This window comes from Fructobacillus fructosus KCTC 3544, assembly GCF_001438695.1.
GTDB classification, from domain to species: Bacteria; Bacillota; Bacilli; order Lactobacillales; family Lactobacillaceae; genus Fructobacillus; species Fructobacillus fructosus.
On sequence record NZ_JQBH01000007.1, the window covers coordinates 35044 to 56347 of the forward strand.

At 46.4% G+C, this 21304-nt stretch carries 20 protein-coding genes, 1 tRNA gene, 1 riboswitch and 1 other annotated feature; of the genes, 5 read left to right on the plus strand and 16 right to left on the minus strand.

What is annotated here, in order from left to right; all coding sequences use genetic code 11:
* Positions 1 to 453: 453 nt before the first annotated feature.
* Entirely contained in the window at positions 454 to 1197 is a 744-nt protein-coding gene (locus IV71_RS04090; protein ID WP_010691437.1) for a sulfite exporter TauE/SafE family protein, read from the minus strand.
* 135 nt (positions 1198 to 1332) lie between these two features.
* Here IV71_RS04090 and IV71_RS04095 point away from each other — a divergent pair, with 135 nt between their 5' ends.
* From IV71_RS04095 to IV71_RS04110, 4 genes are all read left to right on the plus strand, one after another.
* On the plus strand, positions 1333 to 2025 hold the full coding sequence (locus IV71_RS04095) for a response regulator transcription factor (RefSeq protein ID WP_010691436.1): 693 nt from the start codon (positions 1333 to 1335) through the stop codon (positions 2023 to 2025).
* Positions 2006 to 3001, plus strand: a complete 996-nt coding sequence (locus IV71_RS04100; protein ID WP_010691435.1) for a sensor histidine kinase — start codon at positions 2006 to 2008, stop codon at positions 2999 to 3001. The genes IV71_RS04095 and IV71_RS04100 overlap by 20 nt, the downstream gene beginning before the upstream one ends.
* A gap of 96 nt (positions 3002 to 3097) precedes the next feature.
* Entirely contained in the window at positions 3098 to 3853 is a 756-nt protein-coding gene (locus IV71_RS04105; RefSeq protein ID WP_010691434.1) for an ABC transporter ATP-binding protein, read from the plus strand.
* Between the two features lies 1 nt (position 3854).
* Positions 3855 to 5804, plus strand: coding sequence for an ABC transporter permease (locus tag IV71_RS04110; protein ID WP_010691432.1), 1950 nt, complete (start codon positions 3855 to 3857; stop codon positions 5802 to 5804).
* Between the two features lie 47 nt (positions 5805 to 5851).
* On the opposite strand, the gene IV71_RS04115 is transcribed toward IV71_RS04110, so the two are convergent.
* The 3 genes from IV71_RS04115 to trpS all read right to left on the minus strand — a co-directional run bounded on the left by IV71_RS04115 (position 5852) and on the right by trpS (position 9289).
* On the minus strand, positions 5852 to 7297 hold the full coding sequence (locus IV71_RS04115; protein WP_010691430.1) for an amino acid permease: 1446 nt from the start codon (positions 7295 to 7297) through the stop codon (positions 5852 to 5854).
* 86 nt (positions 7298 to 7383) lie between these two features.
* Positions 7384 to 7555: riboswitch (Lysine riboswitch) on the minus strand.
* 18 nt (positions 7556 to 7573) lie between these two features.
* Complete coding sequence (locus IV71_RS04120) at positions 7574 to 8125, minus strand: hypothetical protein (protein WP_158534693.1); 552 nt, start codon at positions 8123 to 8125, stop codon at positions 7574 to 7576.
* Between the two features lie 147 nt (positions 8126 to 8272).
* Positions 8273 to 9289: a tryptophan--tRNA ligase gene (gene trpS, locus IV71_RS04125; protein ID WP_010691425.1), complete on the minus strand. Its 1017-nt coding sequence runs from the start codon at positions 9287 to 9289 to the stop codon at positions 8273 to 8275.
* 132 nt (positions 9290 to 9421) lie between these two features.
* Here trpS and IV71_RS04130 point away from each other — a divergent pair, with 132 nt between their 5' ends.
* Positions 9422 to 10402 carry a ketopantoate reductase family protein gene (locus IV71_RS04130; RefSeq protein ID WP_010691423.1) on the plus strand — a complete coding sequence of 327 codons (981 nt, stop codon included), beginning with the start codon at positions 9422 to 9424 and terminating at the stop codon, positions 10400 to 10402.
* Positions 10403 to 10441: 39 nt separating this feature from the next.
* On the opposite strand, the gene solA is transcribed toward IV71_RS04130, so the two are convergent.
* From solA to IV71_RS04190, 12 genes are all read right to left on the minus strand, one after another.
* Positions 10442 to 11569, minus strand: a complete 1128-nt coding sequence (gene solA / locus IV71_RS04135) for an N-methyl-L-tryptophan oxidase (protein WP_056995020.1) — start codon at positions 11567 to 11569, stop codon at positions 10442 to 10444.
* Between the two features lie 43 nt (positions 11570 to 11612).
* Positions 11613 to 11856 (minus strand) — a binding site (T-box leader).
* 114 nt (positions 11857 to 11970) lie between these two features.
* Positions 11971 to 12042, minus strand: a tRNA-Glu gene (locus tag IV71_RS04140).
* A gap of 95 nt (positions 12043 to 12137) precedes the next feature.
* Entirely contained in the window at positions 12138 to 13007 is an 870-nt protein-coding gene (locus tag IV71_RS04145) for a LysM peptidoglycan-binding domain-containing protein (RefSeq protein ID WP_010691421.1), read from the minus strand.
* Positions 13008 to 13153: 146 nt separating this feature from the next.
* On the minus strand, positions 13154 to 13594 hold the full coding sequence (locus tag IV71_RS04150; RefSeq protein WP_010691420.1) for a F0F1 ATP synthase subunit epsilon: 441 nt from the start codon (positions 13592 to 13594) through the stop codon (positions 13154 to 13156).
* 11 nt (positions 13595 to 13605) lie between these two features.
* Positions 13606 to 15006 carry a F0F1 ATP synthase subunit beta gene (atpD, locus tag IV71_RS04155; protein ID WP_010691419.1) on the minus strand — a complete coding sequence of 467 codons (1401 nt, stop codon included), beginning with the start codon at positions 15004 to 15006 and terminating at the stop codon, positions 13606 to 13608.
* A 48-nt stretch (positions 15007 to 15054) separates the two neighbouring features.
* The gene (locus tag IV71_RS04160; protein ID WP_010691418.1) at positions 15055 to 15972 is read right to left on the minus strand and encodes a F0F1 ATP synthase subunit gamma; all 918 of its coding nucleotides are present in this window, start codon (positions 15970 to 15972) and stop codon (positions 15055 to 15057) included.
* 11 nt (positions 15973 to 15983) lie between these two features.
* A complete protein-coding gene (gene atpA, locus IV71_RS04165) occupies positions 15984 to 17501 on the minus strand; it encodes a F0F1 ATP synthase subunit alpha (RefSeq protein WP_010691417.1) in 1518 nt (505 codons plus the stop codon).
* Between the two features lie 12 nt (positions 17502 to 17513).
* Complete coding sequence (gene atpH, locus IV71_RS04170) at positions 17514 to 18056, minus strand: ATP synthase F1 subunit delta (protein WP_010691416.1); 543 nt, start codon at positions 18054 to 18056, stop codon at positions 17514 to 17516.
* A gap of 9 nt (positions 18057 to 18065) precedes the next feature.
* Positions 18066 to 18575 (minus strand): F0F1 ATP synthase subunit B, encoded by a 510-nt coding sequence (atpF, locus tag IV71_RS04175; RefSeq protein WP_029489868.1) that lies wholly within the window; start codon positions 18573 to 18575, stop codon positions 18066 to 18068.
* 22 nt (positions 18576 to 18597) lie between these two features.
* On the minus strand, positions 18598 to 18825 hold the full coding sequence (gene atpE, locus IV71_RS04180; protein WP_010691413.1) for a F0F1 ATP synthase subunit C: 228 nt from the start codon (positions 18823 to 18825) through the stop codon (positions 18598 to 18600).
* An 89-nt stretch (positions 18826 to 18914) separates the two neighbouring features.
* The gene (atpB, locus tag IV71_RS04185) at positions 18915 to 19631 is read right to left on the minus strand and encodes a F0F1 ATP synthase subunit A (protein WP_010691412.1); all 717 of its coding nucleotides are present in this window, start codon (positions 19629 to 19631) and stop codon (positions 18915 to 18917) included.
* A gap of 347 nt (positions 19632 to 19978) precedes the next feature.
* Positions 19979 to 21253, minus strand: a complete 1275-nt coding sequence (locus IV71_RS04190) for a uracil-xanthine permease family protein (RefSeq protein ID WP_010691411.1) — start codon at positions 21251 to 21253, stop codon at positions 19979 to 19981.
* Positions 21254 to 21304: the final 51 nt, after the last annotated feature.

Consider the following 21304-nt stretch of genomic DNA (forward strand, 5'->3'; position numbering starts at 1 on the left):
TTGCCACTGACAAACGACGGTTTTGGAGAAGTTCATCAATCCTTACGTATTAATAAGTAAGGGTCGTAGTTATGCCCCCGGAAGGGAGGTGATAACCGTGATTTGCAGCTACTTCATCGTGCAACTGCTTAACGCCGTGCTAACTGTTTTAACCGCTGTTTTGACAGAATTCGCATTAACTAAGTTGCACAAGTGGTTTAATCGAAAGAAATAGCCACATGTGCCTCGGTTTGACAGCCGGGGCTTTTCTTATACCGACATCATGTTTTGGTAAAAATGCATTCAAATAAAAAAGCCGTCGCTGACAAACGACGGCTTTGAAAAGAAATGATAACCTTTTCAACTACTTCACGCTCGAAGTATAGCAGTGGCAACAAAAAAATTCAATCCAATATTCCTTATTGGAACCATTAGGTCAAATAAAAGCCCTCAATGACATAAATATTTTCGACATCATCCCCACGCCTGCCAAGCCAGCACTGTCGACAGCACCAATGCAAAGATACCGACGTAGCGCTCAATTTTATTTTGTGGAACATGGCGGACGACAATTGGACCGAGAAAGCCACCGGCGAAGAGGCCCACTAACAGGATTGGGATGACCACCCAGTGGACAGGCATGGTGAAGGCGAATAGAATTCCTGCCACACCGTTGTTTAGAAAAGTCGCAAAGTTACGAATAGCGTTGTAGGTCGCATACTTTTCGTTCAGCGCCCGGGACAAGACGGCAATCATCAGCAAGCCCGACCCAGCGCCGAAGTAGCCGATGTAGAGGCCGACCAAGAAGATGCTAATCCAGCCCATGGCTTTAACCCATGGGCTTTTTGTTAGTCCTTCCCGCTGTTTCTTTGGCAGCAAAATCATGATGGCGGCTAACAGGATAAAGAGTGGCACGACTTTTTTAAAGTCCGCATCGGAACTGTGAATGAGGAGCGAGGCACCTAGAATACCAGCAGATGTGTTGATGAGGGCAATCAGAATCGCTTGCTTCCAGTGGTGCTTCAATTCCTTAAAGGACGAAAGCAAGGTCCCAATCCCAGACCCCATCTGAGAAATCGTGATGGTAGCGTTGGCACTGACCGGGGCAATCCCAATGGAAAGCAGAACAGGATAGAGCGTTAGCGCAGCCATCCCCACAATGCCGTTCAAGACACCGGCGATGAGACTCATCAATAGTAGATATAACATGCTAGCCATGGTCAGTTCTCCCTTACCCAAATCATTCTTAATTACTATTTAGTATAGCACTGTCACTTTCCCTACTGGAGGGATACCCGTCCTATGTTAAGATAAAACCAACTACCTTATATAGAAGAAACCGAGTGAACTAACATGGCAGAACGCATTTTTATCGTTGAAGACAATCAAGAAATCGTCAGCCTTTTGGAAAAGGGGCTTTCAGGTTGGGGCTTTTCCACAGGTGCCTGCGAGGACTTTCATCAAGTGGCGGAAGAAACCTTGGCATTTCAACCCGATTTAGTCTTGATGGACGTTAACTTGCCCTTTTTCAATGGCTTTTACTGGACGCAGGCCATCCGAAAAAAGTCGGCACTCCCCATCATTTTCTTGTCTTCGCGCAACGAAGATGCCGATCAGATTATGGCCATGAACTTGGGCGCTGATGATTACATGACGAAACCCTTCAACCTGGACTTACTCATTGTTAAAATCAAAGCACTGTTACGGCGAACCGCTGGGCAATCACAGGAATCAACGGCCAGTCTTACCTTCAAAGGGTACCAACTCGACTTATTAAACAGCGAATTGGCCGCTGGCAGCCACCACATCCCTCTCAGCAAAAACGAGGTGAAGTTACTCTACCCACTTTTCCAGCAGCCGGGCGAAATTGTTTCACGTGAAGCAATTATGGAGGCCCTTTGGGAAGACGAACTCTTCGTTGACCGCAATACCCTAGCCGTCATGGTCAACCGCATCCGGGCCAAGACCAGGGCAATTGATTTTGACCAAGTCTTAAAAACCGTCAAGGGAAAGGGGCTACGTCTGCATGATTCAGAACAGTTTTAAAAATCTTGTCCTTTTTCTCAAAGACAACCTGACCTTTTACCTTTTTGCCGGCTTTGTCGTCCTATTCGAACTCTGGGTAGCGGTTTTAAAGGCTGATAGTTGGTCTCTTTTCTTTGACTTACTCTTACCAGAAAGCTATGTACTGTTCATTATGACCCTGGCTCTCGCCGTTCGTTGGCGAAGGAAGCACCGCTTGGCCATGCAAGCGTTAGCTGAAAACGAACTGGCAAACAGCGACGATCAGCTCGCCACGACCAGCCAGGAGCAACTACTCCTTAATCTACTGAATAAGTCATTGAAGGAAAAAGCCGGTCTCAACGAGGAACAACAAAAAGAAGCCCAGGCACTCAAAGACTACTACGCCCTCTGGGCTCATCAAATCAAAGTGCCGCTGTCGGTTCTGGATTTAATGAACCAAACAGACACGGTCGACAAGAAACAGACGGCCGAACAGCTCTTTTTAGTCAACCAGTACCTCGACATGCTCCTCTCCTTTATCCGTCTACAAGACATGAACAGCGATCTAACGTTCACCCGATTGTCCGCCCGCTCTTTGGTGCTAACTGTGCTAAAGGAGTACCGGGTTTTCTTCATTCAAAAGGACTTATCGTTGGTTGTGGCTGAGAGCGACTTTGACCTTGTGACTGACCAGAAATGGCTAACCTTTGTTCTGGGGCAGGTAATCTTTAACGCGATTAAGTATACACCGTCCGGGGGTATTCGGATTACCTGCACGAAAGACCAGCAGATTATTATTCAGGATTCCGGAATTGGCATCGACCCAGCCGACCTCCCCCAGGTGTTCAAACATGGCTACACCGGCTTTAATGGGCGGGTTGAGGACAATGCTTCCGGGCTAGGACTTTATCTAACGAAGGAGATTCTAGACCGTTTGGGTCATCACATCACCATTGAATCTGCCGTTGGTGTCGGAACCAAAGTCACCATCGACTGCTCTCAGCGAAACCTTTCTTAATCTTACAATCTTGTAAGGATGGTTACCCGACCTGTTAGTACGGGGACCATCCTTTTTACGTTAAGATTGATTTATCAAATAAAAAAGGAAGCAACCATGCCATTATTAACCGTTGATCACTTAAAAAAAGAATACAAATCGAAGCGTTCAAGTCAGAAAGTGCTGGCGCTAAAGGACGTCGACTTTCAGGTCGAAGAAGGTGAGTTTATCGCCATCATGGGTGAATCGGGCTCCGGAAAGTCAACGTTGCTGAACTGCATTGCCACCTTAGACAAGCCAACCGCTGGCCACATTCTCCTAAAAGACGCTGATTTATCCCAACTAAAGGACAAAGACCTCGCGGCCTTTCGCCGGGATCACCTCGGCTTTGTTTTCCAAAACTTCAATCTACTCGACACGTTGACTGTCCAAGATAACATCTACCTGCCCCTCGTTCTGGCTAAAAACACGAAGGGCAAGGAGAAAAAGCTCCTCACACTCGCGCAACAACTTGGCATTGCAGACTTACTCCACAAGTACCCCTATGAACTTTCCGGCGGGCAGCAACAACGCGTTGCTATCGGTCGGGCTTTGATTACAAAGCCCGAACTGTTACTCTGTGACGAACCAACTGGCGCCCTCGACTCGAAGAACGCCGAAGACATTTTAAAGCTCTTTAGTGACTGTCACGAAAACGGGCAAACCATTCTCATGGTCACCCACTCTTCCCTGTCGGCTTCCCACGCCGGTCGTGTTCTCTTTATCAAAGACGGGACTGTTTTTCACCAACTTTACCGCGGCGACAAATCCGATCAGGAAATGCTCGTGGCGATTAACGACGCCATGACCAACCTACTAGGAGGGCAAGCTTAACATGTTTCACTTCAAACTTGCTCTCGACTCACTACGTAAAAACAAGGAAAGCTACTTGCCCTTTCTACTAGCCGGGGGCGTAGCCGTTGCCTTGAACTTCTTGGTGCAGTTGCTCATTTACTCCTCTGGTGTAAGACACTTAGAAATTGCCGCAGACATCGTCCGACTCCTGCTAATTCTCGGACAGGTTATCATTGCGCTGCTATCCTTAGTCATCACAATCTACACCTACTCCTTTCTCAAAAAGGGAAAAGAAAAGGAATTCGGGCTATACAGTATTTTAGGCATGAAAAAGTCTGATTTAATCAAGATTTCCCTGATTCAGCAGCTACTTTCCTTTAGCATCACCATCGTGACTGGTCTGGTATCCGGCTTCGTTTTTGCTAAACTCATGATTCTGTTGCTAGTAAAGATGGTTGGTGGTCAAACCTTTGGTCTCGAACTTTCTAGTCCGGCCATTTGGACTACAGTGGCTTTCTTCCTAGTCGTTTTTCTATTGCTAACCATCATCGATGTCTTTGCCGTCGCCAAAACAAAACCCATCGATCTGATGCGGGCCAAGCAAAAGGGAGCTTCCGCACCAAAAAATCGCTGGCTCTTCTTCCTCTGCGGTGCCATTGCGCTTATCTGGGGATACACGCTTTCGCTCACCGTTTCGTCTCCCCTTCAAGCCGTCAATCAATTTTTCTTGGCCGTCTTGCTAGTGGCTGTCGCCACCTACCTGCTCTTTATCGCTGCTTCGACTTTGATTTTGAAATCCCTACAAAAAAACGACCGTTATTATTATCAAAGTAAGCATTTCATTACCGTTTCGAACATGCTCTTTCGTATGAAACAAAACGCAGTTGGGCTTGCTTCGATTGCCCTTTTAACAACCATGACTTTGGTCGTGACGGTCACCACCGCTTCCATGTTTTTCGGTAAAGCCGACCTGGTTTCGAAGATGTTCCCCCGTGACGTTACCGTTTCGGTAAGCAACAACGCGTTATCAAAAAAACAAGTGGAAGATCTAGTGGCCAAAGCGGGTCTAACTATCTCAAAAGAGTACAGTCAAACGACAACCGAGCCCATCCGAATGGCGTTGAATGACAGTCAAAAACTAGTGCCAACGGAATTTGCTAATCAGCAAAACGAACGCAACGTTCAATTCATGAGCCTCGCTGACTACCGGGCATTGACCGGTGCAAAAGTCCAGTTAACAAGCAATCAAGTTCTTGCCTACACGCGCAACGGTAAGGCGCTCAACCAATCATCTGTTTCGTTTGCAGGACAAAAATATACAATCAAAAAGAATCTGACTAGTATCAAGGGGATGCCAGCTGCCACTGCCGACACCACTCCCGCCTACGTTTTTGTGTTACCAACGGAAGCAGACCTCCATTCTGTGACGAAATTACTCTTCAAGGCAGACAGCAATCCCATGCAGACCAGCTATTACTTCAACGTAGCAGGATCCGACAAGCAGCAGGAACGGTTATACGAGGTACTGCAAGATAAGGAGTCCGATAACGTTACCTTCCAGCTCCGCTTCATGACACAAAAAGTCATGAGCGCCCTCTACGGCGGCTTCTTCTTCATCGGCATTCTTTTCTCCATCGCCTTCATTTTGGCCACCGGTCTCATGATTTACTACAAGCAGATTTCCGAAGGAAAGGCCGACCGAGCCCAGTTTGAAATCTTGCAAAAAGTCGGGATGTCTGAGCATGAAATTAAGAAAACGATTCGCTCCCAAATCATCTGGCTCTTCGGTCTCCCAATTGCTGTATCACTGATTCACCTCAGCTTTGCCATGCCAATGATTAATAAGCTGCTGTTAGCTTTCTCAGTACCACTAACGGACGCCGTTTACATCGTGATGGCGACAACCATCCTTCTCATGGTCCTCATCTACTTCATCATCTACAAAATTACCTCCCATACTTACTTCCGGCAGGTAACGGGTTTTAATTAATCCACATAAAAAGTCGTTCATGGAAATCCATGAACGACTTTTTCAGTTTATTTCTTACCCGTCAAATCCACGTCTTCTAGCGGAATCAACTTAGTTTTCTTTGACCATTTGTAACCAAAGTATGGAATCACAAAGATTGGCACGGACAAGTAGGTCACGGCAATCTTATCCCATTCCCAGTTTGCAAAGGAAGCGGGATCCTGCAAACAGATAACGATGATGGACATGAGCAAAGCAAAGATTGGCCCGAATGGGAACCACTTTGCCTTGTAAATCAGGTCATCGACTTTGTGTCCTTGCGCCACATAGGCCCGGCGGAAACGGAGGTGGGCAATGGCAATACCCATCCAGGCGATGAAGCCGGTCAAACCGGAAGCGGACACCAACCAACCATAAACGATGTTGCCACCCTTCATTTCAGAAGTGAAGGCAAGCAAGCCAACGGCCATTGTTAAGAGCAGCGCTGCCCAAGGAACACCGTTCTTGCTTAAGCGACCAAAAATCTTTGGTGCTTGCCCCTTCTTAGCCAGCGAGTAAAGTGTACGTGTTGACGCGTACGTACCGGAGTTGGCGGCCGACAAAACAGACGTCAGGATAACGGCATTCATCAGAGAAGCAGCGAAGGCAATCCCCGCGTTCTTAAAGACAATCGTGAAGGGTGACATCAAGATGTTGCCGGAATCGGCAGCTGACATCAAACGAGGGTCCTTGTAGTAAACCAAGGCGGAAATCACGAAGATGGCCCCGATGTAGAAAAGCAAGATTCGCCAAAAGACGGAGTGAATGGCCTTAGGAACGGACTTGCTAGGGTCCTTGGCTTCACCAGCCGTAATCCCGATTAGTTCAGTTCCTTGGAAAGAGAACCCAGCCACAACGAAGACGGACAAGATACCACCCATGCCACCAACGAAGCCATGGTTACCAACCGTCAAGTTGCGAACCACGTCCGTGTGAGAGTTAATGATACCAAAGATGGCCAAAACCCCGATAAAGAGGAAGAAACAGATTGTCACCACTTTAATCAAGGACAACCAGAACTCCGTTTCACCAAAGGTGCGCACGGAGAAGAGGTTAATTAGGAAAATCAAGACCAAGGCAATCGCTGAAAAAATCCAGGATGGTACTTGTGGCAGCCAGAACTGGGCAACTAACCCAACCGTGACGGTATCCACGGCCAAGGTGATGGCCCAGTTAAACCAGTAGTTCCAGCCAAGGGCAAAGCCAAAAGCCGGGTCAACGAAACGATTGCCGTATTCAGCAAACGATCCTGACGTTGGGGCAAAAGTCGCCATTTCACCCAAAGACGTCATCAGGAAGTAGACCATGATACCGATTGCCACGTAGGCAGCAATGGCACCAAATGGCCCGGCTTGTGAAACCGAAGCGCCCGATGTTAAGAAGAGACCAGTTCCAATTGAACCACCAAGCGCAATCATTGAGACGTGGCGGGTTTGGAGCTGGTGCTTGATTGTATTCGCATTTGTTTCTGCCATGAGCAAAAACCTCCATTTTGTTTTGACAAACAAAAAACCTACTTCTGTACAAAAACAAAAGTAGGCGTCATCACATTTTTTAAGCATGATAGCAAAGCGCACCGTTTAAAAAACGACAGTCCGGGAAATTTTCTTTCACGTCCCAAGTTCCCCCTCCCCCGAGGGGAAACTTTCGGCAACCGCACCTTTAACACTGGTTCAACGTCCTGGGTGGACTCTCCAATGCGACTCATCTTGGTTGCAACCTCTTTGTTTGTTAGCTTTAGATTAGCACAATTAAATTTTACCGTCAACACCAAAAAATTGTTGGAGACGCTTTCCACCACGAATGTATATAGTAGCAGCCAGACGGAAGTAGTAATAACCGATTAGAGCAGCCCCAATCAACGTGATGGATGAAAAGTCGTAATCGACGATGGCAGCAAAGGCCAAGTCAATCCAAAACAAGACCATGATGACTTCAATTGTTTTTTTCACCCATTGCGCCACCGGGAGTCGAACCACCAATGCTTGCTTAATTTGAAATAACAAAAAGACCCAAACCACGCTGGCCACAGCCGGCATCCACTGCGATAACACCGGTCCATCGTCCCAGTAGAAGAAAGTCAGCAAAGACCATCCCCAACTAGCCACCACTAGAATCGATGAACAGGCCAAAGACCACCAGAAACCGACTTTGAAATCGAGCGTCCGCAAGAAAGCTGCCCAGGCAATGCTCAGCACCCAAACAATCCAGAATTTTTTCAAGAAATAGGCGGGTACGAGCAAGAATCCAATTTTGCTAGCAGCCACGGTTTGAATAATGATGGCTACTACGGCATCAATCATGGTCAAAAATGTACTGTTAAAACGCAACATGATCGATAAGATAATGAAGACGATTAATGAAAAAATGGGTAAAAATCGTCTCTTTTTCAATGGGTAGAACAATGCCGTTACGACCTTTCCTTCTCAATACAACTCATCATTTGGTGCTTAACCAAAGTAATTAATGCCCATGGCAGCTCGGACCTGCTTCATGGTCTCTTCCGCCTTTTCATTTGCCTTACGGGAACCCTCTTGAAGCATGGCCATGACCGCATCCATGTCCTTGGCATATTCCATGCGCCGTTTCCGGATTGGTGCCAATTCAGCCTCCATGACTTCAAGCAAGTGCTTTTTCAACTTCATGTCCCCCAGGCCACCACGTTGGTAGTGTTCCTTTAATTCCTGGACCCGCTTCTTATCCGGATCAAAGATGTCCAAGTAAGTGAAGACAACGTTTCCTTCCACGTGGCCAGGATCTTCCACCCGAATGTGGGTCGGATCAGTATACATGGACTTGACTTTCTTAGCCAACGTCTCGTCATCATCTGACAGATAAATGCCGTTGTTCAAAGACTTGGACATCTTGGCGTTACCGTCAATCCCTGGTAGGCGACCCTGTCCCTTTGGTGGGAAAACCCCTTCAGGTTCGACCAAAATATCAGTATGGTACGCATTGTTAAAGGCGCGAACCAGCTCTCTTGTCTGTTCAATCATTGGCTTTTGATCATCCCCAACCGGTACCTTCGTTGCCTTAAACAACGTAATGTCGGCCGCCTGTGAGACAGGATAGGTCAAAAAGCCAGCAGGAATCCCTTCTCCAAAGCCCTTTTGTTGAATTTCTGTCTTAACCGTTGGGTTACGCTCCAAACGCCCCAAAGAAACTAAGTTCATGTAAAACATCGTTAGTTCCGCCAAAGCCGGAATCTGAGACTGAACAAAAATCGTTGACTTCTTTGGGTCAATCCCGACCGCTAAGTAATCCAAGGCAACTTCACGAAGTGACCGTTGAATCTTCTCGGGATCACGGGCGTTGTCAGTGAAGGCTTGCGTATCGGCAATCATAATGTAAGGGTCGTAAATTCCCTCGTTTTGCATGGCCACCCGGTTCTTTAGGGAACCGATATAGTGCCCAATGTGCAGTTTTCCGGTTGGTCGGTCACCGGTTAAGTAAATTTCTTTTTCCATGATTGAATGAATTCCCTTTATTTTCTAACCCTCTTATTATAACGAATTACATAAAGTCTTGCAGACAAGCTTTGTTATTGGTATATTATTAAAAACAAATGAAAAACATTTAATGAAATAGGAGGTTGTACGATGAAATATGCTGTTGTTGGAGCGGGTGCCATGGGGTTGCGCTATGGGCTTTTGCTTCAGGAAGTGGCTGGTAAGTCTGTTGACTTTGTCGAGCCGACAAAAGAATCGCTCGACAAAATTAAGGGACAGGGCAACCTCGTCTACCAATCACGCGATCACGAAGACAAGCACCCCGTGCTAGTCAATATTTACTCACCAGAAGAATATACCGGCGAGCCGGATGTTTGGATTTTCTTCATGAAGCAAATGCAACTGGCTGAGACCCTGGAGCGTATGGCACCCCACTTCAAAGATAACCAAGTGGCCGTCGGGGCTATGAATGGAATGGGACACATTGAGAAATTGCAATCCTACTTCAAGGATGACAAGATCATTGGTGGAACGGCCATGATCGCGACGATTTTGAATGACTTTGGCGACGTCGATTTCATCGGTAAAGCCAATTCCGGCGCTTCCGCATACTCGAATCTATCCGGAGAAGAAACGGAAGCCACCAAAGAAGTCATGGAAGACTTTCAAGCTGCCCACTTGAATCCAACGTATTCAAACAACTTTATGGGCACGTTGTTGACCAAGGTATTCTTTAACGCCGTGGAAAACTCAATCGCGACCATGTTCCAGGCCCGCATGGGCAACTTGCTTTCCTATGACCAATTCGTGCCAACCATTGCAAAGCCATTGGTGGACGAAGCCTACGATGCAGCTACTGCAGCCGGTATCACTTTATTGGAGACGCGCGAAGAAATGCTCGTTCAAGTTGACTACGTGGCCCGTGAAGTGGTTCCTTTGCACTTCCCTTCCATGTATCAAGACTTTGTTAAAAACCGTCCGACCGAAGTTGACTACATCAACGGTTGGATTGCCGACTTGGCGGAGGCAAACGGTGTGGCAGCGCCAACCCAGCGCTTCATCACTAACCTCGTGCACCTGGCCGAAGCCATGCGTGAATTTAACCCACCAGTTAATCAATTGGCACAGTAAAACAATAAAAAAGCCCCTAGCGGGCTTTTTCTTTTGTTCTTATTGAAAACGATTAAGCGAGAAGGGTTTCAAATCAAGGAAAACATCCTTGCCGGCCACTTGATCTGCCAAGACTTTTCCAAGGACACTAGCGAACTTAAAACCATGCCCCGACAGGCCGGTGACCAGTTTAACTTGAGGATGTCCTGGTAATTGATCAATGATAAAGTCCTCGTCGGGCGAAACATCATAGGTACAGGCTGCCCCAAAGTCCAGTCCCGCTGTCCCCGTCAGGTATTGTGCCAACAAGGGCTTAATCTCCTCCTTGTCTTCTGGATACGAACCATAGGTAGTGCGTTCAGCGGGTTCTGTAATCACTTGACCGCCGTCGTGCTTGCCGATTTTAATATCACCATTTTCTCCTGGAAAACCATAGTAAGTTGCATCACCCGCAATTTCAATCGTAAAGGCGGGAAAGCCCCGCTGTTCCGTCAAGCGTTGATCATCAATTTTAAACCAGGCAAAGACCTTACGTTTCACCGTGATTGGCAACGTTGGAACCAACTTCTTCACCCAGCTACCGGTGGTCAAAATAACCTCTTTGGCCAGATAAGTCGTTTGGCCGTTTGTAATGGCCACTAGGCCATCCTCTCGGTAGTTAATGCTGGAAACAGCTGAGGAAAAGTCCTGATCAACACCAAGCTTATCCGCAAGTCTCAGATAAGTTTCGATTGCCACCTCTGAATGAAGGTAGCCAGCATCTTTTTCATAAACCGCTCGGTAATCATCATTAAAATGCAAATTTGGAAAAGCGTCGTTAATTTCCTGACCTTCCAAAAACTGCACGTTCAAGTCAAACTTATCGGCCGTGTGCGCCACGTTTTCAATGAAGTCCGCTCCCTTAGGACCAACATTCACCACACCGACTTGATGAAAAATATCTTGGCCAGACTGTTCCTGAAGATCTGCCCATAGTTTTTTCGCTTCTAGAAGCAGGGGCAAATACTTCTCGCCCTCTCCATAGGCATAGCGAATGATTCGCGTTTGACCATGGTGCGATCCCTGTTCATGTGGTGGCCGATGGCTATCTAATTCTAAAACCGCTAACCCTTCTTTAGCTGCATAGTATCCGGCTGCCGATCCAACTGACCCTGTTCCAATAACCGCAACATCATAAACTTTTCCCATTTTCCTTCTCCTTTTATAACTAAAAAGTCCCGTAGTCAAAAGACTACGGGACAATCGAAATCGTGTTACCACCCTGATTTTAATCAGCATCACTACTAATTACTCAACAGGTACGCCCATACAAGAGATACCCTAACGCCTTAACGGGCGCACCCGGTACCGGCTGACTCGAAGCTCACCGGTACAAAACTCAAGGACCATCTTCAAAGGTTTCTTCTTACCAGCTTCCATCACCGCTGGTTTTCTGTAAAGCATCCACCTTTTACTTTTCCCATCACCGTTTGTTACCAGTAGTTTATCAATCGCATTGCACCCTGTCAATGTTTTATTAGAGAAAAATGAAAATAAATCTTGATAAAAGCAAACAAAAAAGCCGCCAGCAAATGCTGGCGACTCTTTAGTAGCCCGTGAGAGAATCGAACTCTCGATTCCGCCGTGAAAGGGCAGCGTCTTAGCCACTTGACCAACGGGCCATGGTCAGTTGTTATTTGATATCGCTATCAAACAACTATGTTAGTATAGCAAGCTAACCCTGACCTCGTCAATAGAAAATTTAAAAAAATTTATTTTAGTACCAGTTGTACTGACGATGATGTGCTAAAGCAGCAACCGCTGAACCGTATCGATCGGCAATGTAGCTCTTCATTGCTTGCAACTGATCTTGGTAGTCAGCCGTGTTTCCACCATAACGGGCACGCAATGATGGTGACAATTGACCAATTCCGTAGTAGATACCGTTCGTCGCATTGACGTTACCACCTGATTCAAGCATGATGATGGCCTGCAAAGCACTTTGTTCATCCGTTGAATCAGCCGTTGTTGATTGGTTACTTACTGTAGCAGAAGTGCTAACAACCGTTGCGGCAGACGTGTCTTGCGTTGTAGCAGCAGTATCTGTTACCTGAGCAGTGGTTGATGCTGAAGTAGCCTGTGCTTCTGATTGTGTATCAGTTTGGCTCTGCGTATCCGTGGTCGTCGCTGCAGTTTGCGTTGACTGATCATCGGCTGACGTTTTCAACACTTGCCCAACCGTCAATTGGTCAACATTTTGAATGTTGTTCCAAGATGCCAAGTTTGACACTGTGGTGTTGAAACGGGATGCCAATGTCCAAAGGTTATCACCTGATTGGACAGTGTATGAGCCATCAGCGTTGGCTGCGTTTGTTGTTTGTGCTGATGTACTATCAGTACTTGCAGAAGAAGTATTGGCTTGACCGATAATAAGGTTTTCACCAGTGTAAATCTGGTCAACGTTTGAAATGTTATTCGCCTTCGCAATTTCATCAACTGACGTGTTGTACATGTTGGCAATGGCGCTCAACGTTTCACCGGACTTGATTGTATGTTGCTGCGTATCATTGGCTGAAGCGGCTTGATGCCCGAGGGCAACCGAGCCGGCCAATCCAGCAGCGATTAATAACTTATTCTTAATCGTCATTTTGTTCTCCTTTTTGCTTCATTCATCAAAACAACCGTCGGTTAGTAATGACTACTCCATACACTATGATACACTTCCAAAGTTTAAGCCTGCATTAAAATATCAAAATAAAACAAAAAGGACTGACAGATGTCAGCCCTTTTCGTTTATTGACCACTACGGATCGAAGCGACGTGAATGCGGTTAACTGCTCGCATTAACGCAACGTGTGCCATGGCAATTTCACGACTGTCCTTCACTTCTTGCGCGTGAGCAAGACGTGATTGAGCACGTTCTTTGGCATTTTCAGCACGGTTAACATCAATATTATCAGCAATTTCAGCCGAATCAGCAATCACCGTCAATAGGTCGTGTGAAAACTCAGCCACACCACCATTGACCGCTAACGAACGCTTTTGGTCATCTTTTTTGACAATCATTTCATCAATGGCAAGGGCAGCCAAAACTGGCTCGTGCCCTGCCATGATTCCCATTTGTCCACCTTTGGTGTTAATTACCGCAATTTCGGCACCTGTCTGGTCATAAATCTCACCTTCTGGTGTCACAATCTTAACGGCAATTCCCTTTTGTTGTTCTTGTTCAGCCATGGATTACCCCCTTATTGGGCCATTGACTTCGCCTTGTCAACCACTTGTTCAATTGGTCCAACGTTACGGAAAGCATCTTCTGGCAGATCATCATACTTACCAGCAAGAATTTCCTTAAATGAACGAACCGTTTCAGCAATTGGGACATATTCCCCCTTCACACCCGTAAAGGTCTCAGCAACTGAGAAAGGCTGTGAAAGGAAGAACTGAATGCGACGGGCACGGTTAACCGTAACCTTTTCCTCATCCGACAATTCATCCATACCCAAGATGGCAATGATGTCTTGCAATTCACGGTAGCGTTGCAACGTTCGCTGCACTTCCGTAGCAACATCATAGTGTTCCTGTCCAACAACTTCAGGATCCAAAGCGGAAGAAGTTGAGGCCAAAGGATCAACGGCAGGGTAAATTCCTTGCTGTGTCAATGAACGTTCCAAGTTGGTCGTGGCATCCAAGTGGGCAAAAGTCGTGGCAGGAGCAGGATCGGTATAATCATCGGCAGGCACATAAACGGCCTGGATTGACGTAACGGCACCCTTCTTTGTTGAAGTGATTCGTTCCTGAAGCTTACCCATTTCAGAAGCCAAAGTTGGCTGATAACCAACGGCAGAAGGAATACGTCCAAGCAAGGCGGAAACTTCAGATCCGGCCTGCGTGAATCGGTAGATGTTGTCGATGAAGAGCAAAACATCCTTTCCTTCGTTATCACGGAATGATTCGGCCATTGTCAAACCAGTCAAGGCAACACGCATACGTGCACCAGGTGGTTCGTTCATCTGACCATAAACCATGGCGGTCTGCTTCAGAACGCCTGATTCCTTCATTTCGTGGTACATGTCGTTACCTTCACGGGTACGTTCACCGACTCCGGTAAAGACAGAGATACCGTTGTGTCCCTGGGCGATGTTGTGAATCAGCTCTTGAATCAAGACCGTCTTTCCAACACCAGCACCACCGAACAATCCAGTCTTACCACCACGAATATATGGTGCTAACAAATCAATCACCTTAATTCCCGTTTCCAAAATTTCACGGGAAGTGGTCAACTCATCATATGCTGGTGCTGCACGATGAATTGGGTGACGTGCAACGGAAGGAGCAATTGCTCCTGCATTATCAATCGGTTGGCCCAAAACGTTAAAGACACGACCAAGCGTTGCTTCCCCTACGGGAACTTCGATTGGCTTACCAGTGTCTTGAACAGCCATGCCGCGCTGCAACCCATCCGTTCCGTCCATGGCAATGGTCCGGACGACGCCGTTCCCCAAGGCCAACGAAACTTCGATTGTCAGAGTCTTACCGTCTCCCAAATCAACAAGCAAAGCATTGTTAATTTCTGGAATTTCAACCCCTTCATCAAAGGCCACATCAACGACTGGACCGATCACTTGTACGACTTTTCCAGTAGTCATGCTTGTTTCCTTTCTCTGCTAACAGTGTCAAACACCGTCTTCATTAACTTATTCCAGTGCGACCATTCCACCAGTGATTTCAGTGATTTCAGTCGTGATTTGTGATTGACGAGCACGGTTATACTGCAAACCGAGTGATGAAATAATGTCATCAGCTGAATCAGTTGCAGAAGACATTGCCGTCGATGAAGCAGCATGTTCGGCTGTCTTAGCATCAAGCAACGCTTCAAAGACGAGTGACTGAATGTATTGTGGTAAAACCACGTTCAAAACAGTCGTCGCATCCGGCTCAGAATCATAGGCAGAAAGCGTATCAAAGGATTGCTCCTGACCATCTTCACCCTCTTGTACCCGTGTTTCCTCAACGACCTCACGCGTCAACGGCAATAACTGCACATTGCGCTGGTCAGCTTGAAGACGGTTAATAAAGTGGTTGTAGACAAGGTGCAATGAATCAAAAGCCTCCGCCTCATAAAGAGAAATCACGCTTTTCAACACCTGCCGCACTTCATTAAAAGTCGGTACATCTGACAAACCACGGTGTTCAAGAGCAACGGTGAAGCCACGTTTTTTATAAAAGTCGGCCCCGTTACCACCAATCGCTAAAATGACCGCATTGTCTGGCGTTAAGTTATTTTCTTTCATCAAGGCATTTGTTTTCTTGATGATGTTGGCATTGTATGACCCAACTAAGCCACGGTCAGAAGTAACCAGCAAAATTCCTGTCTTTTTAACAGGTCGCTTGGCAACCATTGGCAAATGAGACGCGTCAACATTATCCAAAACATGGGCCTCAATCAAATGTGAGACAACCGCCTTCAAACGGTACGCATATTCATGGTAACCAGTTGTTGAACGTTGAATCTGACTCAATTTGGCTGTCGACACCATCTGCATGGCTGATGTAATCTGTCGCGTTTTCTTAGTTGAGGCAATCCGCCGTTTAATATCTTGTAAAGAAGCCATTTTGCCTCCTTTTATTGATCAGCAGAAGAGCCTGTATAGCTGTCCTTGAAGTTCTTCACCGCTGCGTCCATCTTATCGGTATCTGGCAATTGCTTTGTTGTCACAATTTCATCCAACAAATCTTTTTGGCTCGCATTCAAGTAAGCAATGAATTCATCTTGGAAGTGTTGAATATCATCAACATCAACATCATCCAAGTAACCATGAGTCAAGGCATAAAGCACAAAGACCTGGTGTTGAACAGCCATTGGCTTGTGCAACGGCTGCTTCAAAACTTCAACCGTTCGCTTACCACGGTTCAACTTAGCTTGTGTTGAAGCATCCAAATCGGAACCAAACTGAGCAAAGGATTCCAATTCACGGTAGGAAGCGAGATCCAAACGCAAAGTTCCAGAAACCTTCTTCATGGCCTTGATCTGGGCATCCCCACCAACACGGGAAACAGAAGTTCCAGCATCAATGGCTGGTCGAACTCCGGCACGGAATTGATCAGCATCCAAGAAAATCTGTCCATCGGTAATGGAGATAACGTTCGTTGGAATATAGGCCGACACATCCCCGGCCTGCGTTTCAATGATTGGCAAAGCCGTCATTGAGCCACCACCCAATTCGTCTGACAACTTGGCTGCACGTTCAAGCAAACGTGAGTGCAAGTAGAAGACGTCACCAGGGTAGGCTTCACGACCAGGCGGACGACGAAGAATCAAGGATATCTCACGGTATGCCGTTGCTTGCTTTGACAAATCATCAAAGACAATCAAGACATGCTTGCCGTTATACATGAATTCTTCACCCATCGCTGCACCGGCATATGGCGCCAAGTACAATAGAGCGGCCGCTTCAGCAGGTCCTGCATTCACGACAATTGTGTAATCCATGGCACCCATGCGCTTCAACGTGGCAACCTGTTCACGAACCGTTGAATCCTTTTGACCGACCGCTACATAGATAACAATCATGTCTTGATCCTTTTGGTTCAAGATTGTATCGATGGCAATGGATGTCTTACCAGTCTTACGGTCACCGATAATCAACTCACGCTGACCACGACCGATTGGAACAAGGGCATCAATGGCCTTAATTCCGGTTTGAACTGGTTCAGAAACTGACTTACGAGCCATGACACCAGGTGCCTTGGCTTCGACAGGTCGAGTCTTTGTTGTTTTCAAGTCGCCTAAACCGTCAATGGGTTGCCCCAAAGCGTTAACGACACGCCCGATAAGTTCTTCACCGACAGGGACTTCCATTACGTGTCCCGTCCGCTTAACTGTATCACCTTCGCGAATACCTTCTGAGGAACCCAAAACAATGATTCCCACTTCAGATTCTTCCAGGTTTTGAACCATTCCGTATGCACCGTTGTTAAAAGTCAACAACTCACCAGAAAGGGCATTTGCCAATCCAGTTGCTCGTGCAACACCATCACCGATGTAGGTAACGGTTCCAATTTCTTCTACAGTCAGTTTTGTGTCGAACTTTTCGAGCTGCTGCTTAATTAAAGCAGAAATTTCTTCAGCTTGAATCGCCATGTCTTTCCCTCACTAACCTAGTAACTCTGCCTTCAATTTGGCAATCTTCGTCTTCAGCGATCCGTCAATCAAAATTGACTTGGATTGCATGGACACACCGGCAATCAAATCGGGATTGATTTGGTAAGTAGCTTCAACCGTTTTTGCGCCACTTTGCTTCAAAAAGGCTTGTTCCAACCGTCCCTTTTGCTCATCATCAACAGCTACTGCTGACGTGATAACGACGGGTTCGATTCCTTGACTCTGTTGGTACAGCTCAATGAATCGATTGGTAACAGCGCCTAGCAAGGCGAAATGGTGGTGTGACAACAAAATCTTTGTTAAATTCACAACCGCCTGGTTGGCTCCCTTAGTCAATGTGTCCAATAAGGAGACTTGGTCTTCTTCTGAAATCGTTTGTGCAGCTAAAAGCGCCGTCAATTTTGGCGTGCTTTCAACCACTTGTGTCACGACTTTCAAATCAGCCAGTAGGCTGTCAAAAGAATCTTGGTCGGCGCCGTAGGCTAAGAGTGCCTTAGCGTATTGGTCGACCACTTTTCCTTTTTTATTAGCCATCTGTCCTCCTTACTGCTGACCCAATTCTGCTAAGTATGCATCAATTAGGGCCCGCTGGTCATCAGCAGATAATTCTTTTTGAATCAACTTTGACGCAATCGTTACGGACAAGTCCGCCACGTCCTTTTTGGCCGTGTTCATTGCATCATCCTTCATCTGTGCAGCATCTTCTTGAGCAGACTGGCGCATACCAGCAACTTGCGTATTCGCTGCTTGAATCAAGGCGTCTGATTGTTCCTTGGCGGACTTCTTAGCCACGGTAATCATTTGACTGGCCTGATTCTTTGAATCGGACAATTCCTTTTGACGTTGTTCAACTAAGGAAGCGGCATCTTGGTTCTTTTGTTCAGCCTCATCCAAATCCTTATTAATCTTATCTGCACGTTGGTCCAAGACCTTTGTTAACGGTCCATAGGCCACGTTCTTGAGAATGACCATCAGTAGGAGGAAGGCAACAATAATAAAGACCATATCGCCAAGAGGCATCGCCTTTGTCATTAATAATGTTTGTGCCATCATCTATCTCCTCTAGGGCTTTTGCTTACTTGTTAATCAAAGTAAAGGCCATACCAACAACGATGATTGGTAGGGCTTCGGCCAAAGCCAACCCAAGGAAGGCACGTGACAAAAGCTTTCCAGCTAATTCAGGCTGGCGAGACATTCCGGCCAAAAACTGTGAATACATGATACCAACACCGATACCACCACCAATGGCAGCTCCGGCGAAGGCGATTCCAGCTGCAATAACTCCTAAGTTCTGTAAATCCATTTGCTTTCTCCTTTTAATACGAAAGAGCGTTTCTTCTTTACTATTGGATGATAACGGTCCCCCGTGTTGACTACATCAGCAACAAAGTCCTATTCTTCGCCTGATAACTGGGCCGTAAACACAGCCGTCAGCATAACAAAGACGTAGGCCTGGATGCCACCGATCAATAACGAGAAGGCCTGCCAAGCCATCTCTAGCGGCAATGCAATGATCCAACCAAAGCCATTTAATGAAAAGGCCATACTTGCCAGCAAATTCAACATCAATTCTCCAGCGAAGATGTTTCCAAAGAGTCGTAGCGCAAGTGTCAAAAAGTTCGTCACTTGTTCAACGACATTCAACGGGAACATGGCAGCATATGGTTTTAGGAACATGTTCTTCAGATAGCCACCCAAGCCCAGTGTTTTCACACCAGTTGCATGAGCAAGCATCAAAGACATAATGGCTAAACTAAATGCAATTAAAGGATCGGCCGTTGGGGACTTAATCAAGGTCACATCTGAAGCTGTCTTAACTTGTAGCAACAGTCCCATTTCGTTTGAAACAACAAGGAACAAGAACAGGGTAAAGCTATACAGCCCAAATTGACGGGCCAGGTTGTTAGGTAACTGGTCCCCTAAAATTCCCCTGACAAAGTCCAAGACATACTCAATCACGTTTTGCCCACGTGACGGTCGAATCGCAACTTTTCGCGTTAGGAAGACTGCCAACAAGACAACAACGGTCATCGCTAACAAAGTTGAAATCACTGTTGTCCAGGTGAAAGTCAGACCCAACAACGAAAAGGTTGATGTCGGTTCATCCATCGGTTTTCTCCTTTCTGCAGTTCTTTATTTTGGTATAAGACATTCGCTCCCATACCTCAAAATATACCCCCAATAATACGCCCACTATTTTCTAAATACAAGCGATTTTGTGCTAAATTCACAACAAATCAAGAAAATTTTAAATGTATCGTACAATTATGCAACAAAATGTTTAATATGTTGGTTAACTGCTTAGAAAAGGCTTTATCAAGCCCTTCAAAAGAAATAAATGATAAAAACTCACCAGCTATTCTTTTGTAATTTTCCTATTGAAGCGCCTCTTTTTTCTCTTTTTTGTGAAAATCCAACCAAATAGATGACGACGTAATCATACTTCTTTGGATGAGTTACTTAGTTGACTTTGGTAAACAGAGATTTAAAATCACGCCCAATACAGTCGCCAAGGCCACACCTGAAAAGTCAATTTGTGAGGTCAACGCTAAGTGGAAGTTTCCAATCCCAATAACCATCACTGGTCCGGCAATTAACAAGTTACGCTTTTGTGAATAATCGACTTTATTATCAACCAACACCTGTAGTCCGGCAGCAGCGATAACACCATACAGCATCAAACCAACACCACCCGTTACGGCGGCGGGAACCGATTGAATAATGGCCGTTAACTTACCAATAAAGGCAAAGACAGCAGCAAAGACAGCAGCCCCTCCGATAACCCAGACGGAATAGACCTTTGATAACTGCATAACCCCGATGTTTTCTCCATAAGAAGTCACGGCGGGACCACCAACTAGACCGGCAAAGACAGAGGCTAAGCCATCGCCAGCCAAGGTCTTATTCAAGCCCGGATCCGTGAAAAAGTCGTGCTCCGTAATCTTTTTCAAGACAAGTAAATGCCCAATGTGCTCAGATAACGTGACCAAAACAAGCGGCACCATCGTCAGCATGGCCAGTGGATAAAAGTTACCATCAAAGTGCCCATGGTTCATGAACAAAAAGTCAAACTTAGGCATCGAGAACCAGCTGGCCTGCCCAATTCCTGACAAGTCCACCAAGCCAAAGGCAAGGGCTAGCACATAGCCAACGACGATTCCAATTAAAACCGGAATCATCCCGAGGAAGCCCTTTAAGTATTGATTGGTAAAGATCATGACCAACAGCGTGAGGCCAGCCACCAAAAAGGCCCGCCAGTCGTATTGCCCATTAATTTGGGTTCCGGACTGTGCAGCCGTCTGGGCCAATGAAAGGCCAATCACCATAATCACCGGACCCACGACTTCGGGAGGAAAGATTCGATCCATCCAACCGGTACCGACTTTAGCAACGAGCAGGGCAATGACTAAATAACACAAGCCGACAGCCACCACACCCTGGCCAACCGCAGGGTAGCCAAATGTCTTCAGAAGCGAAGTCATCGGAATAATGAAGGCGAACGATGAGCCCATGTAGGCGGGTACACGCCCCTTTGTCACGAGCAAATGAATCAGCGTACCAATTCCAGAAGAAAAAAGGGCAACACTGGGGTTCAGTCCGACCAATAACGGAACCAAGATGGTCGCACCAAACATCGAGAAAAGATGTTGGAGAGAAAGACCGATTAAGGTTGGAAAGGGTGGTCGTTCATACAATTTATAAAGTGGGGCGTTATTTTCTTTTTTTACCATGTTTGCGCTCCTTATTTTGCCTGCAGAAAAAGCCCACCAAAACGATGAGCT

Bases quoted from the DNA above. Each gene is read 5' to 3' on its own strand.
- IV71_RS04120 (WP_158534693.1), bottom strand. From the start codon at position 8,125: ATGATTGATGCCGTAGTAGCCATCATTATTCAAACCGTGGCTGCTAGC.
- IV71_RS04105 (WP_010691434.1), top strand. From the start codon at position 3,098: ATGCCATTATTAACCGTTGATCACTTAAAAAAAGAATACAAATCGAAG.
- IV71_RS04160 (WP_010691418.1), bottom strand. From the start codon at position 15,972: ATGGCTTCTTTACAAGATATTAAACGGCGGATTGCCTCAACTAAGAAA.
- atpD (WP_010691419.1), bottom strand. From the start codon at position 15,006: ATGACTACTGGAAAAGTCGTACAAGTGATCGGTCCAGTCGTTGATGTG.
- IV71_RS04110 (WP_010691432.1), top strand. From the start codon at position 3,855: ATGTTTCACTTCAAACTTGCTCTCGACTCACTACGTAAAAACAAGGAA.
- atpA (WP_010691417.1), bottom strand. From the start codon at position 17,501: ATGGCGATTCAAGCTGAAGAAATTTCTGCTTTAATTAAGCAGCAGCTC.
- IV71_RS04190 (WP_010691411.1), bottom strand. From the start codon at position 21,253: ATGGTAAAAAAAGAAAATAACGCCCCACTTTATAAATTGTATGAACGA.
- IV71_RS04115 (WP_010691430.1), bottom strand. From the start codon at position 7,297: ATGGCAGAAACAAATGCGAATACAATCAAGCACCAGCTCCAAACCCGC.
- atpB (WP_010691412.1), bottom strand. From the start codon at position 19,631: ATGGATGAACCGACATCAACCTTTTCGTTGTTGGGTCTGACTTTCACC.
- atpF (WP_029489868.1), bottom strand. From the start codon at position 18,575: ATGATGGCACAAACATTATTAATGACAAAGGCGATGCCTCTTGGCGAT.
- atpH (WP_010691416.1), bottom strand. From the start codon at position 18,056: ATGGCTAATAAAAAAGGAAAAGTGGTCGACCAATACGCTAAGGCACTC.
- IV71_RS04095 (WP_010691436.1), top strand. From the start codon at position 1,333: ATGGCAGAACGCATTTTTATCGTTGAAGACAATCAAGAAATCGTCAGC.
- IV71_RS04090 (WP_010691437.1), bottom strand. From the start codon at position 1,197: ATGGCTAGCATGTTATATCTACTATTGATGAGTCTCATCGCCGGTGTC.
- IV71_RS04145 (WP_010691421.1), bottom strand. From the start codon at position 13,007: ATGACGATTAAGAATAAGTTATTAATCGCTGCTGGATTGGCCGGCTCG.
- IV71_RS04150 (WP_010691420.1), bottom strand. From the start codon at position 13,594: ATGGCTGAACAAGAACAACAAAAGGGAATTGCCGTTAAGATTGTGACA.
- IV71_RS04130 (WP_010691423.1), top strand. From the start codon at position 9,422: ATGAAATATGCTGTTGTTGGAGCGGGTGCCATGGGGTTGCGCTATGGG.
- atpE (WP_010691413.1), bottom strand. From the start codon at position 18,825: ATGGATTTACAGAACTTAGGAGTTATTGCAGCTGGAATCGCCTTCGCC.
- IV71_RS04100 (WP_010691435.1), top strand. From the start codon at position 2,006: ATGATTCAGAACAGTTTTAAAAATCTTGTCCTTTTTCTCAAAGACAAC.
- solA (WP_056995020.1), bottom strand. From the start codon at position 11,569: ATGGGAAAAGTTTATGATGTTGCGGTTATTGGAACAGGGTCAGTTGGA.
- trpS (WP_010691425.1), bottom strand. From the start codon at position 9,289: ATGGAAAAAGAAATTTACTTAACCGGTGACCGACCAACCGGAAAACTG.